This is a genomic window from Priestia sp. ABM2_011 (assembly GCF_056158845.1).
This window is the reverse complement of record NZ_JBSWUB010000001.1, coordinates 3,977,318-3,992,261: the sequence shown is the minus strand read 5'-3', so window position 1 is coordinate 3,992,261 and position 14,944 is coordinate 3,977,318. Positions and strand designations below refer to the sequence as shown.

17 protein-coding genes are annotated in these 14,944 nt (G+C 38.5%); 13 read left to right on the top strand and 4 right to left on the bottom strand.

Annotation, left to right across the window (positions count from 1 at the left end; all coding sequences use genetic code 11):
• Window positions 1-30 precede the first annotated feature (30 nt).
• A complete protein-coding gene (locus ACXAE4_RS21245) occupies window positions 31-2,154 on the top strand; it encodes an RNA degradosome polyphosphate kinase (protein WP_034268157.1) in 2,124 nt (707 codons plus the stop codon).
• A gap of 39 nt (window positions 2,155-2,193) precedes the next feature.
• Here ACXAE4_RS21245 and ACXAE4_RS21240 read toward each other — a convergent pair whose 3' ends face one another.
• Both ACXAE4_RS21240 and ACXAE4_RS21235 read right to left on the bottom strand, forming a co-directional pair.
• Window positions 2,194-2,532 (bottom strand): hypothetical protein, encoded by a 339-nt coding sequence (locus ACXAE4_RS21240; protein WP_014461015.1) that lies wholly within the window; start codon window positions 2,530-2,532, stop codon window positions 2,194-2,196.
• A 145-nt stretch (window positions 2,533-2,677) separates the two neighbouring features.
• On the bottom strand, window positions 2,678-3,544 hold the full coding sequence (locus ACXAE4_RS21235; RefSeq protein WP_013082275.1) for a metallophosphoesterase: 867 nt from the start codon (window positions 3,542-3,544) through the stop codon (window positions 2,678-2,680).
• 171 nt (window positions 3,545-3,715) lie between these two features.
• Here ACXAE4_RS21235 and fadH point away from each other — a divergent pair, with 171 nt between their 5' ends.
• The 3 genes from fadH to ACXAE4_RS21220 all read left to right on the top strand — a co-directional run bounded on the left by fadH (window position 3,716) and on the right by ACXAE4_RS21220 (window position 6,436).
• A complete protein-coding gene (fadH, locus tag ACXAE4_RS21230) occupies window positions 3,716-4,480 on the top strand; it encodes a 2,4-dienoyl-CoA reductase (RefSeq protein WP_028414119.1) in 765 nt (254 codons plus the stop codon).
• A gap of 105 nt (window positions 4,481-4,585) precedes the next feature.
• Window positions 4,586-5,797 carry an EAL domain-containing protein gene (locus tag ACXAE4_RS21225; RefSeq protein WP_013056032.1) on the top strand — a complete coding sequence of 404 codons (1,212 nt, stop codon included), beginning with the start codon at window positions 4,586-4,588 and terminating at the stop codon, window positions 5,795-5,797.
• A 156-nt stretch (window positions 5,798-5,953) separates the two neighbouring features.
• On the top strand, window positions 5,954-6,436 hold the full coding sequence (locus ACXAE4_RS21220; protein ID WP_028414118.1) for a DUF3993 domain-containing protein: 483 nt from the start codon (window positions 5,954-5,956) through the stop codon (window positions 6,434-6,436).
• A 29-nt stretch (window positions 6,437-6,465) separates the two neighbouring features.
• On the opposite strand, the gene ACXAE4_RS21215 is transcribed toward ACXAE4_RS21220, so the two are convergent.
• Window positions 6,466-6,702 (bottom strand): glutaredoxin domain-containing protein, encoded by a 237-nt coding sequence (locus tag ACXAE4_RS21215; RefSeq protein ID WP_013056034.1) that lies wholly within the window; start codon window positions 6,700-6,702, stop codon window positions 6,466-6,468.
• Between the two features lie 280 nt (window positions 6,703-6,982).
• Here ACXAE4_RS21215 and ACXAE4_RS21210 point away from each other — a divergent pair, with 280 nt between their 5' ends.
• From ACXAE4_RS21210 to ACXAE4_RS21185, 6 genes are all read left to right on the top strand, one after another.
• On the top strand, window positions 6,983-7,219 hold the full coding sequence (locus ACXAE4_RS21210) for a YkuJ family protein (RefSeq protein ID WP_013056035.1): 237 nt from the start codon (window positions 6,983-6,985) through the stop codon (window positions 7,217-7,219).
• Window positions 7,220-7,601: 382 nt separating this feature from the next.
• On the top strand, window positions 7,602-8,057 hold the full coding sequence (gene cbpB / locus ACXAE4_RS21205) for a cyclic-di-AMP-binding protein CbpB (RefSeq protein ID WP_013056036.1): 456 nt from the start codon (window positions 7,602-7,604) through the stop codon (window positions 8,055-8,057).
• A gap of 99 nt (window positions 8,058-8,156) precedes the next feature.
• Complete coding sequence (locus ACXAE4_RS21200) at window positions 8,157-9,035, top strand: LysR family transcriptional regulator (RefSeq protein WP_013056037.1); 879 nt, start codon at window positions 8,157-8,159, stop codon at window positions 9,033-9,035.
• 129 nt (window positions 9,036-9,164) lie between these two features.
• Window positions 9,165-9,884: a 2,3,4,5-tetrahydropyridine-2,6-dicarboxylate N-acetyltransferase gene (gene dapD, locus ACXAE4_RS21195; protein ID WP_098112880.1), complete on the top strand. Its 720-nt coding sequence runs from the start codon at window positions 9,165-9,167 to the stop codon at window positions 9,882-9,884.
• Between the two features lie 144 nt (window positions 9,885-10,028).
• Window positions 10,029-11,156 carry an N-acetyldiaminopimelate deacetylase gene (locus ACXAE4_RS21190; protein ID WP_098112881.1) on the top strand — a complete coding sequence of 376 codons (1,128 nt, stop codon included), beginning with the start codon at window positions 10,029-10,031 and terminating at the stop codon, window positions 11,154-11,156.
• Between the two features lie 56 nt (window positions 11,157-11,212).
• Window positions 11,213-11,458 carry a YkuS family protein gene (locus tag ACXAE4_RS21185; RefSeq protein WP_013056040.1) on the top strand — a complete coding sequence of 82 codons (246 nt, stop codon included), beginning with the start codon at window positions 11,213-11,215 and terminating at the stop codon, window positions 11,456-11,458.
• Window positions 11,459-11,493: 35 nt separating this feature from the next.
• Here the strand turns inward: ACXAE4_RS21185 and ACXAE4_RS21180 are convergent, their stop codons facing one another.
• Entirely contained in the window at window positions 11,494-12,357 is an 864-nt protein-coding gene (locus ACXAE4_RS21180; RefSeq protein WP_071276184.1) for a mechanosensitive ion channel family protein, read from the bottom strand.
• Between the two features lie 356 nt (window positions 12,358-12,713).
• Between ACXAE4_RS21180 and ACXAE4_RS21175 the strand changes: the two genes are divergently transcribed.
• From ACXAE4_RS21175 to gnd, 3 genes are all read left to right on the top strand, one after another.
• A complete protein-coding gene (locus tag ACXAE4_RS21175) occupies window positions 12,714-13,262 on the top strand; it encodes a peroxiredoxin (RefSeq protein WP_014461006.1) in 549 nt (182 codons plus the stop codon).
• 102 nt (window positions 13,263-13,364) lie between these two features.
• A complete protein-coding gene (locus tag ACXAE4_RS21170; RefSeq protein ID WP_028414116.1) occupies window positions 13,365-13,811 on the top strand; it encodes a TlpA family protein disulfide reductase in 447 nt (148 codons plus the stop codon).
• A gap of 187 nt (window positions 13,812-13,998) precedes the next feature.
• The gene (gnd, locus tag ACXAE4_RS21165; RefSeq protein WP_025749395.1) at window positions 13,999-14,895 is read left to right on the top strand and encodes a phosphogluconate dehydrogenase (NAD(+)-dependent, decarboxylating); all 897 of its coding nucleotides are present in this window, start codon (window positions 13,999-14,001) and stop codon (window positions 14,893-14,895) included.
• The last annotated feature ends 49 nt before the right edge of the window (window positions 14,896-14,944 follow it).

Sequence of the window (14,944 nt, the reverse complement as noted above, 5' to 3'; positions counted from 1 at the left end):
TTAAATTCATTATCCTGGAAGGTGAGGCTAATGTTAGAAAGTAATCGCACTTATAAGCAAACCATACAAGTGGCTGATTCAGCTTATTACAATAATCGTGAATTGAGCTGGCTGGCCTTTAACAAGCGGGTGCTGGAAGAAGCTGTAGATACGAAAAACCCTTTGCTTGAGCGATTTAAATTTCTAGGGATTTTCAGTTCGAATCTGGATGAGTTTTTTATGATTCGGGTAGCGGGGTTAAAAGATCAGGTGAAGGCTGGATTTAACAAACCCGAAAACAAAGCAGGCTTAACTCCTACACAGCAGCTATTCTCTATCTCCAAACAAAACCACGAGCTTGTCAAGCAGCGGTATGATACGTATATTCACACACTTCTTCCCGAATTACAGAAATACGGTGTGGAAATCATTTCGGTTGAAAAGCTGGAGAAATCAAATCTAGATAAGCTTGAACAGTATTTTGACGAGCAAATCTTTCCCGTATTAACTCCTATGGCTATTGATACATACCGGCCGTTTCCTATGTTGATGAATAAAAGCTTGAACTTAGCAGTCGTCCTTTCAGAAAAGTTAAATGATGAGCAGCAAATTGCCGAGATAAAAGGAAGACTAGCTATCGTTCAAGTACCTTCGATGCTAACGCGCTATATTGAAATAGCTACGTCAGATTCTACCCGTCTATTTGTATTGCTAGAGGATGTGATTGCCTATTTTATTAAAAAGTTGTTTAAGGGATACTGCGTTTCTTCCGTTTCTCAATTTCGAATTACCCGCAACGCAGATATGACTATTCACGAAGAAGACGCTCAAGATTTATTAAAAGAGATTGAAGAAGAGTTGCAGAAACGAAAATGGGGAGCGGCTGTTCGGCTTGAGATTAAGAGTCCATACGATCAGGGTGTACTAGCGTATTTAAAGTCAGTCCTTGAAATTGACGATGAAGATGTGTATGAGATCAAAGAACAGTTGGATTTAACCAGTTTGTTTTCGTTTTATAGATTACTTAAATCTACCCATGAAGAGCTCGCTGAAAAAGCCTTTATTCCTAAGGTTACAACACAGTTACACCCGGATCAAAATGTTTTCGATCAAATGATTCAAAGAGACATTTTGCTTCACCATCCTTATGAATCGTTTAAGCCGGTGCTTGACTTTGTTAACTGTGCAGCAGACGATGAAAATGTGCTTGCTATTAAGCAGACGTTATATAGGGTAAGCGGAGATTCTCCCGTTATTAAAGCATTAAAACGAGCGGCTGCAAAAGGTAAACAAGTGACGGTACTAGTTGAACTAAAAGCAAGGTTTGATGAAGAGAATAATGTGCAATGGGCTAAAGAGCTAGAGCGGGCAGGATGCCACGTGATATATGGAATGACGCATTTAAAAACGCATGGTAAAATTACGCTCGTGGTGAGAAGAGAAGGAGAGCATATTAAGCGATTTGTTCATCTTGGTACTGGGAATTACAACGATGCGACGGCAAAGATCTATACGGATATAAGTCTTTTTACTGTCAACCAAAACATCGGGATAGATGCGGCCAATTTTTTTAATTACTTAAGTGGCTATACGCAAAAACCAGTATATCATCATTTATCCGTTGCACCATTTGATATAAGAAACGATTTTTTGCATCTCATTGATCAGGAAATCCAGTATCACAGACGGTATGGCAATGGAAGAATCATTGGGAAAATGAACTCATTGACGGATAAAATTTTAATTATGAAGCTATATGAAGCTTCTATAGCGGGTGTGACAATCGAACTCATTGTTAGAGGAGCGTGCTGCTTGCGCCCTCAAATTCAAGGCGTTAGCGAGAATATCAGAGTAAGAAGCATTGTCGGACGATTTTTAGAACATAGCCGAATTTATTATTTTCATCATAATAAACAGGAAAAGTTTTTCTTTTCATCTGCAGATATGATGACAAGAAATATGGTGAAACGAGTAGAAATTTTATTTCCTATCTTGGATACACATTTGAAAAAAAAAGTGTGGAAGTGGCTTGAAGTTATGCTTGCTGATAATGTAAAAGCACGAGAACAAGATCAAGAAGGGAATTATCATTACGTCATAAAAAAAGAACATGAGCTCTCTATTAATAGCCAAGAGATCTTTTGTCAATATGCTCTTTGCGACGATCAAGAATAACATAAAAAAAGCCGAGTGCTCGGCTTTTTAGTCATGTTATTATCTAGGAATGGGACCACCAGGACCGTATCCAGGTCCGTAGTATGTGTTATAAACAGGAGCACCGCCTCCATAACCGGCACCAGGGTAGCCTCCTCCAGAAAATCCAACGCCTCCAAAGCCGGCACCAGGGTAGCCTCCTCCAGGAAATCCACCGCCGTAAAACGGAACTGGATAAGGATAAGGTGGTGGACAGCACCCAGGTCTGCCTCCAAAACCGCCAACAGCTAGTCCGCCAAGCAGCCCACCAGCTAAGCCAGCAACAAAAGGAAATCCAAAAAAGCGCTCGTCACCATTTGGAATATTACGATATCCTGTATAGGGATATTGATAGTACATAATTTAACCTCCTTGTCAGTTGTCTTTGTAGTGTATGGCTGAACGGAAGCTTTTGAGCCTGGTTTATTTCTTTAAGACTAGAATTAGGCGGTCACGATCAGCTAAAAAAAGACAATCAACATAAAAACGCCCTGTAAGGGCGTTTTTATGTTGATTGCAAGGTGAAAAGCGTAATTTCAGGCGTAGCTAAAAAACGAAAAGGAATGCGCGTGGTTCCTAAGCCTCTATTCACATAAAGCTTCATTTTAGAATCTCCAACTTCGTACATTCCTTCAGGGTAAACCGTCCCAAAGGGCGGTGTAATCAAAGGACCGTAAAAAGGAATTTGAATTTGGCCTCCATGACTATGGCCGGAGAGCTGAAGATCCACTGGAAAAGGAGCTGCTTTGACAGCAACGTCAGGTTCATGAATCATAGCAATAGAAAAGATATCCGGCTGTAATTGTCCTAGCGTTCCCTCATATTGTGGATTCCCAAGCATAATATCATCGAGTCCACAAATATGAATGTAGCTTTTATCGGGCATGGACACTGTGTCAACTTCATTTACTAGAAGTCTAAATCCTGCGTCTTCAATGGCTTGTTTGTAGATATTTGTTCCATATCCTCCATGATCATGATTACCATATATAGCATATTTTCCAAGAGGAGCCTGAAGCCTCTGTAAAATCGGGGGAATTCTTTCTGGATGCGGGTATTCATTAGGTACATCCATTAAATCTCCAGTAAATAATATAATAGTAGGCTTCAAATTATTTATGGTTACCATAAGCTGTTCTAGTTGTAATAAATCATAAGAGAGTCCAAGGTGAATATCACTAAATTGTAAAATTTTTATTCCGTTAAAGCTTTTCGGAATGTTTTTAGAAGTAATTGTATGACGAACAATTTGCAGACGTCTAGGCTCAATATATTTGGCATATGTATACCCAAAAGACGTGGTGAGCAAAGACCCTAACGAAATAGACGCTAGTCCTTTCAAAAAAGATCGTCTTGTATACGTCTTTTTCATGCAAAATCAACCTATTCCTTATAGTTTTCAAGTTTTCATTATAGCATTGTTTTTTTTATCATCACAACGAGAAGTCTGCTTTTAAGTTAAATAGATAAAAGTTTCACTTTATTCAGAAAAAATAGTAAAATAATAGTTGTAAAACACTTATGTTTTGGGGAGGAAGATAAATTGAAGAACAAGGTCGTAATTGTTACTGGCGGTTCAAGTGGAATGGGAAAACATATGGCGAAGCGATTTGCAGAACAAGGTGCTCATGTGGTAATCACAGGTAGGTCAGCCGATCGATTACAAGAGACAGAAAAGGAAATTAAAACGTTTGATGGACAGGTACTTTCCGTGGTGATGGATGTACGCAATCCAGAAGATGTGGAACGAATGGTTCAAGAAACAGACAAGGCATTTGGACAAATTGATTTTTTAGTTAATAATGCTGCAGGAAATTTTATATGTGCAGCTGAAGACTTATCCGTTAACGGATGGAACAGCGTAATTAATATTGTATTAAATGGTACATTTTATTGCAGTTCCGCAGTAGGGAAATATTGGATCGATAAAGGTACAAAAGGAGCCATTACAAACATTGTGGCTACATATGCGTGGAACGCAGGAGCAGGTGTTATTCATTCAGCTTGTGCCAAGTCAGGAGTTTTAACCATGACGCGCACGCTCGCAGTAGAGTGGGGAAAGAAATACGGTATACGGGTGAATGCGATTGCGCCGGGGCCGATTGAGCGAACAGGAGGAGCCGATAAGTTATTTGAGTCAGAAAAAATGAAAGCGCGTACATTGAATTCTGTACCATTAGGACGCCTTGGAACTCCTGAGGAAATAGCAGGATTAGCTAGTTTCTTATTCTCCGATGAAGCATCTTATATCAATGGTGAATGCATCACAATGGACGGGGGACAGTGGCTAAATCAGCATCCTTTTTAAGGTTGGATACGCACTAAAAAGTACAAAGCAAACCTAGAAGGACTAGCAAAATTATGCTATTCGTATTATACTAACGTAAAGTGAACAAGGAGAGGGGAGAGTTGAGTGGACCCGTTAGATGTATTAACAAACATAGAGAAAACTCTTCCGTATTATCAAGCAATTTTTAGTGCAGATGGACATAGAGTAATTGGCTATGAAGTGTTGGCGAGGTTTCAAAATGAAGGGGAAATTGAAAGTCTCGGCCCATTCTTTCATGATGATGCGATTCCGGATGAATATCGCATAGAAGTTGATTATGCTGTTTTAACACAAGCGCTCGAGCATATGTTGACCCAGGAAGAACAATTTTTAATTTTTATTAATCAGAACCCTAATTTATTAATGAACGATCATGGAGAATCCTTGCTAGAATTATTGCAACTTTTCGAAAATAAAGGATTATCGCTTGATCGAATTGTTCTCGAAATTACAGAACACAATTTTAGTGGAGATTTGGAATCGCTTCAACACTTACTAAAGTATTATCAAACATATGGTATTAAGATTGCAATTGATAATATAGGAAAAGAAAGTAGTAATCTAGACAGAATTGGGTTGCTGTCACCAGATATCTTAAAAGTAGATTTACATATTCTAAGACAAACGGACATGGCGCAGTCGTATCAAGACGTATTGTATTCTTTATCTCTTTTAGCAAGAAAAATGGGTGCTACGCTTCTATACGAAGATATAGAAGCCTCCTATCAGCTGCAGTATGCATGGAGAAACGGAGGCAGATATTTTCAAGGTTATTATTTACATAAGCCGGCTGCTGAACTTGTCGATCCGAACATCTTAAAGGATAAACTAAAGGAACGTTTCGAAATGTATATCGCTCATGAAAAGAAAAAGCTGCTTGCTGTTTACCAGCTGACGGAACGCTTTCAAGATAAAATGCAGCAGGTAATGACAAAGTGCAGAAAGCTAGAAACGTATGACGATATGCTGCCTGTTATTGCAGAAGAACTATCCAACGTGTGTTTTCGCCTTTACATCTGCGATGAAAATGGATTTCAAAAGTCTTCTAACTATGTAAAGAAAAACGAGGATTGGATTCTTGAGCCTGAATATGTAAAGAAAAATTGGAGCTGGCGCCCATATTTTCTTGAGAATATTATTCGAATGAGCTATGAAAAAAAAGGCATATTATCAGATTTGTATAATGATATTGAAACAGGTGAGAATATCCGGACTTTTTCGTATCCGATTGATAATATGCACTATATATTCCTTGATATTTCATATTCTTTTTTATATGAAAGAGACGTTTTGTAGAGAATATATAAGTTGAAGTTAAACCGGCAATCAGCAAAAGCGGTTGCCGGTTTTTTATGTTTTTTTAGAGGGGAACGACAGTCGGTTATAGAGATATGCATAGGCAGGGGAAATTTCGGAATTCTAATAAAAAAGAAGCGAAGGAGCTGAGTTAATTTGAAGAAAATATGCTTACTTGTCTTTTTGATGATGACCTTGTACTCAGGAAAATCTGTTCATGCAGAAGTGTCAGGAGAGATTAGGCATGAAATCTTTATAAATTTGCAGGACGCTTATCAGGCTCAGCTAAGAGCTGCGTCTGCCCATGCTAATCAAGATGCTGCTCGTGAGCTGAAATTATTTTTAGATGATGAGTATGCATCCGTATTTTTTAATGAGGCTCTCTTACAAAAAGCTCAAGGGTATGTCGGAGAGGGACCTGAATATTTAACACACTACATCCCTTTCTTTTCTTTCGATGAACAGACGAAGGTAGCTCTTCATTCCGACCAAAACAAAGCTTATGTCTATCAATTTTTTCCGGCCGTGCATAATGAACGAGTAAAATACCAAGATCATTATGAAATGATCACTTTAGTAAAAAAACAGGGGAAATGGAAGGTGCAAAAGCTTATATATAGTAAGAAACACTCAAAATAGCCGAGAAAAGCTTATTTTGAGTGTTTCTGTTACCCAATGTTCAGAAGCTTCTCAAGCGCTTGAAGGTCAAACCCTCTGATAATTTCCTGATCAACACGAATAGTCGGAGTGGAATAAGACTCTAACTCAGTAGTCATTCGTTTTCGAGCAGAAGCATCTTTAGATACGTCAAATTCTTTATAGGAAACGTGGTGATGCTGTAAAAACTGTTTAACAATTTCGCAAGGTGGGCAAGCTGGTTGTGTGTACAGCTCTATAGATCTCAATGAAAGCACCTCCCTATATCAAAATGAATGGTGTTAAAGTAGAATGAAGTTTTGGATGATACATAGTATATCGCTATGTTATTATAATAAAAAACGACATATATCGCTATAATAAGGCATTTTCTTATGAAAAATCACGTAAAGTACTTGTGTTTTTTTAGTATGTGGCATATAGTGAAATGGTGTCTTTTAAGTATTAGTTTAGATAAAGTACTTATTTGAATTGATATTGTAGAAAAGTCGAATGCGTAATGATGTAATAGGTGAAAGGAGAGATTATATGTCACAATTACAAGGTATTTTAACTCGTCTTGTGAATCTCCGTGAGCAAGCAAGTGGAAGTGAAGCGCCACAACGCTTCTTCGAAGTAGAGGGAAAAAGAATTTGCAGCGTGAAATATCATGCAAAAACTGAAACATACGAACTTGAAGTATATCAAGATGGTGAAAAGCCAGCTGTTTATCAATTTGATAACGTTGATATGATTGCAATTGAAATTTTTGAACTTATTCATTAAGGGATAAAGCAAAACGAATGCCGCAAAGGATTTTATACTTTGCGGCATTTTTTTGTTACTGCGTATGGAGTTTTTGCGGTGGCTTCTGTCCTATTTTCCCGAGAAATACCGACAAAGTGATAGCGGATTTTCTGATAAATGAAAGGAAAGGGTCGAATGCTGTAAAAAAAACAAAATAAAAAATTCAGATAATTATGAACTTTCGTTGACACTTGTTTTAAAAAAATCTAGACTTAACATATAAGGGAGAACATCGAGTGTGTCTGCTTCTATTCCCTCTTAAAGGTTCGCATTTACGTAAGCAAGCTATTTTCATTTTGTAGCTTGTTCTTTTTCTCTTTACACACGTGGAAGTTATGAGAAATGGAAGGAGAATGTATAAATGATTGATATTGATCACAATCAGTTAAATCAAATTGAACTTCGAGATTTGCTTGTCACTTCTGATAAAGTTGCTCATGTTCAAGTGGGAAATAATTTAGAACATGCTTTGCTTGTGTTAACAAAGACTGGCTATACGTCCATTCCCGTATTAAATCCAAGGTTTCAGCTGCAGGGGTTCGTGAGCATGACGCTTATTTTAGATTCGATTTTAGGGTTAAAGCGCATTGAATTTGAACGATTAGAAACCATGAAAGTAGAAGAAGTTATGAATCAAAATGTTCCTCGTGTCTCCATGAAAAAATCCGTATTAAAAGTCATAAATGCCATGATTAACCATCCTTTTTTGTGCGTAGAGAATGAAGATGGTATTTTTGAAGGGATTTTAACGCGAAGAAATTTGTTAAAGTCATTAAGAAGGCAGTCCATCATTCTCCCGAAAGAGTCATTTCAATAATTTTTTTAAGAAATCGTGTTTCAGCCTATCTTTCTCCGTTTTTTTCTTATATGATAAAGGTAAAATGAAAGTAAAAAGAGGCTTGAAAGGAATAACTGAATGCAATTAATAGAATGTCGAATGCTCGTTGTATTAGCTCAAGAATTAAATATGAGAAAAGCTGCAGAGAGATTATTTGTATCGCAACCAGCTTTATCACAGAGGCTGCAAACCATTGAAAAAGCATGGGATACACAAATCTTCATTCGTTCGCAAAAAGGACTGTCATTAACGCCTGCTGGAGAAAAGATTGTTCAATTTGCAAAAGAAGTAGTAGAAAAAGAAGATCGGGTTCGCGAGGACTTGCATCATTTAGATAATGAAGTATATGGTACACTCAAATTAGCGGTGGCTTCGATTATTGGACAGCACTGGCTGCCGGCGGTGTTAAAACGCTATATGGATCGTTACCCACATGCTAAAATCTCTCTTGTAACCGGCTGGAGCAGTGAAATGCTTCGCTATCTGTACGAAGATGAGGTACATATTGGAATCATACGCGGAAATCCGGATTGGAAAGGCGTCAAAGAACATTTGTTTACAGATCCTCTTTACCTAGTTGATTCAGAAATTGAAAGGGCAGCGGAAGTAGTAAATACTCATCGACCATTTATTCAATTTAAAAGTGACTCAACGTATTATCAAGAAATTTTAGAATGGTGGCATCGAGAGTTTCATACTACACCGAAGCGTACGATTGTAGTGGATCAGATTGAGACGTGTAAACAAATGGCTTTAAATGGTCTTGGTTTCGCTATTTTACCATCGATTGCTATCAAAGAAGCTGGAAGCCATATTCATCGGACGCCGCTTCTAAAAGCAAATGGCGAGCCAATTACACGAGACACTTCTTTAGTTGGATATGAATCAGCGTTTAAACTGAAGCAAGTTCGAGCATTTGTTGATATTGTACGTGAATACGTAAGAGAAACGGTCTAAAGCGAGCTCAGGTGCTCGCTTTTTTTATTTGCAATCGTTATCTTTTTATTAAAACGATAATGATGCTTGTCATTGTGAAAGCATTTTGTTACATTAAATGAGACATTGCTTACTTAGGAGGAATACATAATGAAAATGATGGATGCTAATGAGATTATCTCATTTATTCAAAACAGTACAAAATCAACACCGGTAAAAGTTTACGTAAAAGGTGAAGTAGAAGGAATTGACTTTGGTTCATCTTCTAAAACATTTGTAACGGGCAACACAGGTGTAGTATTTGGTGAATGGAAAGACATCAAAGCTGCTATTGAAGCAAACGAAGGAAAAATTGAAGACTACGTAATTGAAAACGATCGCCGCAACTCTGCGATTCCTTTATTAGATATGAAAGGAATTAAAGCCCGTATTGAGCCAGGCGCTATTATTCGCGATCAAGTTGAAATCGGCGACAACGCTGTTATTATGATGGGTGCATCGATTAACATCGGTTCTGTAATCGGTGAAGGAACAATGATCGACATGAACGTAGTACTTGGTGGTCGTGCAACAGTAGGAAAAAATTGTCATATTGGCGCAGGTTCTGTATTAGCTGGTGTTATTGAGCCACCTTCTGCAAAACCAGTTGTAGTAGAAGATGATGTAGTAATCGGTGCTAATGCTGTTGTTCTTGAAGGGGTAACAGTAGGTAAAGGTGCCGTAGTTGCTGCAGGTGCAATTGTGGTCGAAGATGTAGCTCCTTACACAGTAGTAGCAGGTACGCCAGCACGCGTTATTAAAGAAATTGACGAAAAAACAAAGTCTAAAACAGAAATCAAGCAAGAATTGCGTCAATTAAACGAAGAATAAGAAAAACGATCAGTTTGCGCTTTTTCTTTGCTGAATTAATAGGTTTTAGCGATTGGGATACTGAATCCTTAAACGTATCATATGGACAAGTTGGAAGCGTGGGCAACCACGCTTTCTTCTTTATTTCGTGAGGAGGACATACACATGGCTGAAAATGAATTTGTGAAAATAAGAAGAGAGCTACATAAAATTCCTGAATTAGGGTTTCAAGAGGTGAAAACACAGCGTTTTTTGCTTGATTATATTAACACTCTTCCGCAAGAGCGCTTAGAAGTAAAGACGTGGAAAACGGGACTCTTTGTTAAAGTACATGGTACAAACCCAACTAAAACAATAGGCTACCGAGCAGATATTGACGGTCTTCCTATCACGGAAGAAACGAATTATTCTTTTCAATCACAGCATGAAGGACTCATGCATGCCTGCGGACATGATATGCATATGGCCATTGGGCTAGGCGTACTGACTTACTTTGCTCAGAATGAAATCAAAGATAATGTACTGTTCATCTTTCAACCTGCAGAAGAAGGTCCAGGGGGAGCACAGCCAATGCTCCAAAGCGATATCATGAAAGAATGGCTTCCAGATTTCATCTTCGCCCTTCACGTAGCGCCTGAATATCCGGTTGGCTCGATTGCACTGAAGGAAGGGTTACTATTTGCTAACACGTCTGAGCTATTTATTGATTTAAAAGGAAAAGGCGGGCATGCTGCTTATCCACATACAACAAATGATATGGTAGTTGCTGCTTGTCAGCTCGTTTCACAGCTTCAAACGATTGTTGCTCGCAACGTTGATCCGCTAGACAGCGCTGTAATTACAGTAGGAAAAATTCAAGGCGGGACGGTTCAAAATATTATTGCGGAGCGAGCTCGCATAGAAGGAACCATTCGCACGCTATCTCCTGAATCAATGATGCGTGTTAAAGAACGAATTGAAGCGATTGTTAAAGGAGTAGAAGTAGGGTATCAGTGTGAAACAGCCATTGATTATGGTTGTATGTATCATCAAGTATATAATCACCATGAAGTCACGCGAGAGTTTATGGAGTTTGCCAAAGCGCAAACGGACGTGGATGTTATTGAGTGCAAAGAAGCAATGACAGGAGAAGATTTTGGCTATATGCTAAAAGATATTCCTGGATTTATGTTTTGGCTTGGCGTTCAGTCTGAATATGGGCTTCATCATGCAAAGCTGCAGCCTCATGAAGGCGCAATAGATACTGCGATTTCACTCATTACAAAATATTTTGAACATAAAGGCAATCAATAAATCGTATAATCATTTTTCCTTATGGCTAAATTAATAGCATGAGGAGGTGGGCAACGATGGCACGAATTGGTGTAGAATACGGTTTAACAGATGTACAGGCTGCACTTCAGCAGCTCGGACATGAAGTGGTACAATTACGCAACGAAAGTGATGCACAAGGGTGCGATTGCTGTGTTGTAACAGGACAGGATTCAAACGTAATGGGGATTTCTGATGCAGTAACGCAAGGCTCAGTTATTACAGCTAGCGGATTAACGGCAGAAGAAATTTGTCAGCAAGTAGGCAACAAGGTACAAGGATAAAAGAAAGCCGAAGGAACAAATCCTTCGGCTATTTTTTATGCATGCTGAGGCTGCTTGGCATCTTCAGGCTGCTTTTTATCAATATTTACTTGATGAGGGAACGGAATATCAATACCGTTTGCGTCAAATGCTTCTTTAAACTCTTTGCGAAGCTGACGTTCAACCCCCCACTGCTCACCGTTTTTAGCTTTGCCAACTACACGAAGCACAACGTCCGACGCGCCTAGACCTTGAACTCCTATTACGCTTGGTCCTTCTACAATGTTTTCATTTGTTGCAGCAACGCGCTCGCATACTTTTTCTAGTACGGAAATTGCTTTGTCAATATCATCATCATACGAAATGCCAATATCAATCAACGCGCGCATATTGCCTCGGGAATGATTGCTTAAGCTTGTAATTTCACGGTTAGGCACATAGTGTAAAGTTCCATCGAACCCGCGAATTTGAGTAGTACGCAGACCTACTGATTCGACAATTCCTGAAAAACTTCCGGTTGTTACATAGTCGTCAACATCAAGCTGTTTTTCAAGAAGTAAAAAGAAACCTGTTACAATGTCGCTAACCAGTCCTTGAGCACCGAACCCGATTGCTAGACCCACAACTCCGGCACCAGCTAATAAAGCTGTCGCATGGATATTTACTGCTTCAAGCAGCATGACGACAAAAATAAAAATAAGTACATATGAAAACACATTAACGGTTAAACTTTTGAGTGTGAGCATACGTCCGCGCGTAGCGTTTTCGCGCTCACTCATTCTTTCAAAGGAACGTTCAATAACTTTTTTACCAATTGCTCGTACAAGTAAAAAGACGATAGTAATGGCAATAAGTTTTAACACAATAACTCCAGCATTGGTAAGAAGCTGTTCCCAGTTGATGTCTTGCATCTTAAACATTCGTTGTTCATCCTTCCTATGTTCTGTTTCAATATTACTAAGTGGGAATTTATTCTGTGGAAAAGATTTTGTAAGAGTATGAGCACATTTGTTTATTCCCGATATTAGACATGCTAAACTGAGAAGGTAAATAAATGCAACCCTTTTATAGCATTTTTTTGCTAAAGTCAGGGTTTAATTTGCCCTCAAGGCGGGCATAACAACTATGTTACCATTATAAGGTGTTGTTTAAATTCATTCTTAATTAATATTGACTAAAAAAACAATATCCATTATAATGAAAACCGTTATAACAGTACATAAGTGAGAATGTTTTATACATTTTCTCATTTAATAATTATTTGGAGGGATCATGTATGCCAGAACGTATGGTAGGTAAACAAGCTCCACGCTTTGAAATGGAAGCTGTATTATCAAACAAAGAATTCGGTAAAGTTAGCTTAGAAGAAAATATTAAAAATGACAAATGGACAGTATTATTCTTCTATCCAATGGACTTTACATTTGTATGTCCAACAGAAATCACTGCACTTTCTGACCGTTATGATGAGTTTGAAGATCTTGACGCAGAAGTAATCGGTGTTTCTACAGACACAATCCATACACACTTAGCTTGGATCAACACTGATCGTAAAGATAATGGTTTAGGTGATCTTAAATATCCATTAGCAGCTGATACAAATCACGTTGTTTCTCGTGAGTACGGCGTTTTAATTGAAGAAGAAGGTGTAGCACTTCGCGGTTTATTCATCATCAGCCCAGAAGGCGAATTACAATATTCAGTTGTAAACCACAACAATATTGGCCGTGACGTTGATGAAACTTTACGTGTTCTTCAAGCGTTACAAACTGGCGGACTTTGCCCAGCTAACTGGAAACCAGGTCAAGCTACTTTAAACGCGTAAGCACAACGTTTAAAAGGTCTAACGTCCACGTTAGGCCTTTTTTTCATCGGATAATAAAGAACATTTAGTTAATAATAGTGAAAATAAGGGAGGCTTTTATTCATGAAATTACGTCAGCCAATGCCTGAGTTAACGGGCGCTACAGAATGGTTAAACGGAGAGGTTACAAAAGAGCAGCTAATTGGCGAAAAGCCAACGCTTATTCATTTTTGGTCAGTAAGCTGTCATCTATGTAAAGAAGCAATGCCTCAAGTAAATGAATTTCGCGACCAATACAAAGAACAACTAAACGTAGTAGCCGTTCATATGCCGCGCTCTGAAGATGATTTGGACTTAACAAAAATTAAAGAAGTAGCAGCAGAACATGATATTACGCAGCCAATTTTTGTAGACAGTGAACATAAATTAACGGATGCATTTGAAAATCAATATGTACCTGCATATTATGTATTTGACAAAACAGGTCAGCTACGCCACTTCCAAGCTGGCGGAAGCGGTATGAAAATGCTTGAAAAGCGCGTGAATCGTGTATTAGGCGAGAACGAATAAATACAGGCAGTTGTAACAGGTGAAAAGCATTCGATGCTTAGTAGAACTTGCATCGAATGTTTTTCTTTTTTGTGTGTAGGAAGTAACTGATAAAGGAAATATAAAAATGTGGATTTTTTCTTGTGAGTTTACACCATACTAACACTAACAACATGATACGAAACTTACTATTGGAGGTAATTTACATATGAAATTAGGTATGATTGGCTTAGGAAAAATGGGAGCAAACTTAGTATTGAATTTACTAGATCATAATCATTCTGTGGTAGCATTCGATGTGAACAACGAAGCAGTACAGAAAGTATCAGAAAAGGGAGCAGAAGGAGCTTCTTCCATTCAAGAATTAGTAAGCAAATTAGAAAAACCACGCATTGCTTGGGTAATGGTTCCAGCCGGAGAGCTCACAGAAAAAGTAATTTCTGAGCTTCAAGAATTACTTGAAGAAGGAGATATGATTATCGAAGGCGGTAATTCTAAGTATAAAGATTCCGTACGACGTGCTGCAGCTTCTGCTGAAAAAGGAATTCACTACTTCGATGTTGGAACGAGCGGCGGAATGGAAGGTGCCCGAAACGGCGCTTGTATGATGATTGGCGGAGATAAAGAAGCATTTGCTACAATCGAACCTATTTTCCGCGACATCAACGTAGAAAACGGCTATCTCTATTCAGGTGCAGCAGGAAGCGGTCACTTCTTGAAAATGGTTCATAACGGAATTGAGTACGGCATGATGCAAGCAATTGCTGAAGGTTTTGATGTGTTAGAGAAAAGTGAATTTGACTATGACTACGAAGCTGTAGCCCGCGTATGGAACAATGGCTCTGTTATTCGCTCATGGTTAATCGAATTAATGGAACGTGCATTTTCAAAAGATGCAAAACTTGACAGTATTAAAGGAGTTATGCATTCTTCCGGTGAAGGGAAATGGACGGTTGAATCAGCTTTAGATTTACAAGTGCCAACGCCAGTTATTGCTTTATCTTTAATGATGCGCTATCGCTCACTTGAAGATGATACGTTTACAGGTAAAGTAGTTGCCGCTCTTCGCAATGAGTTCGGCGGACATGCAGTGGAAAAACAATAAAAAAAGAAGCTGGGACAAAAGTATTTTAGACGAAGTGAAAAACGAACCA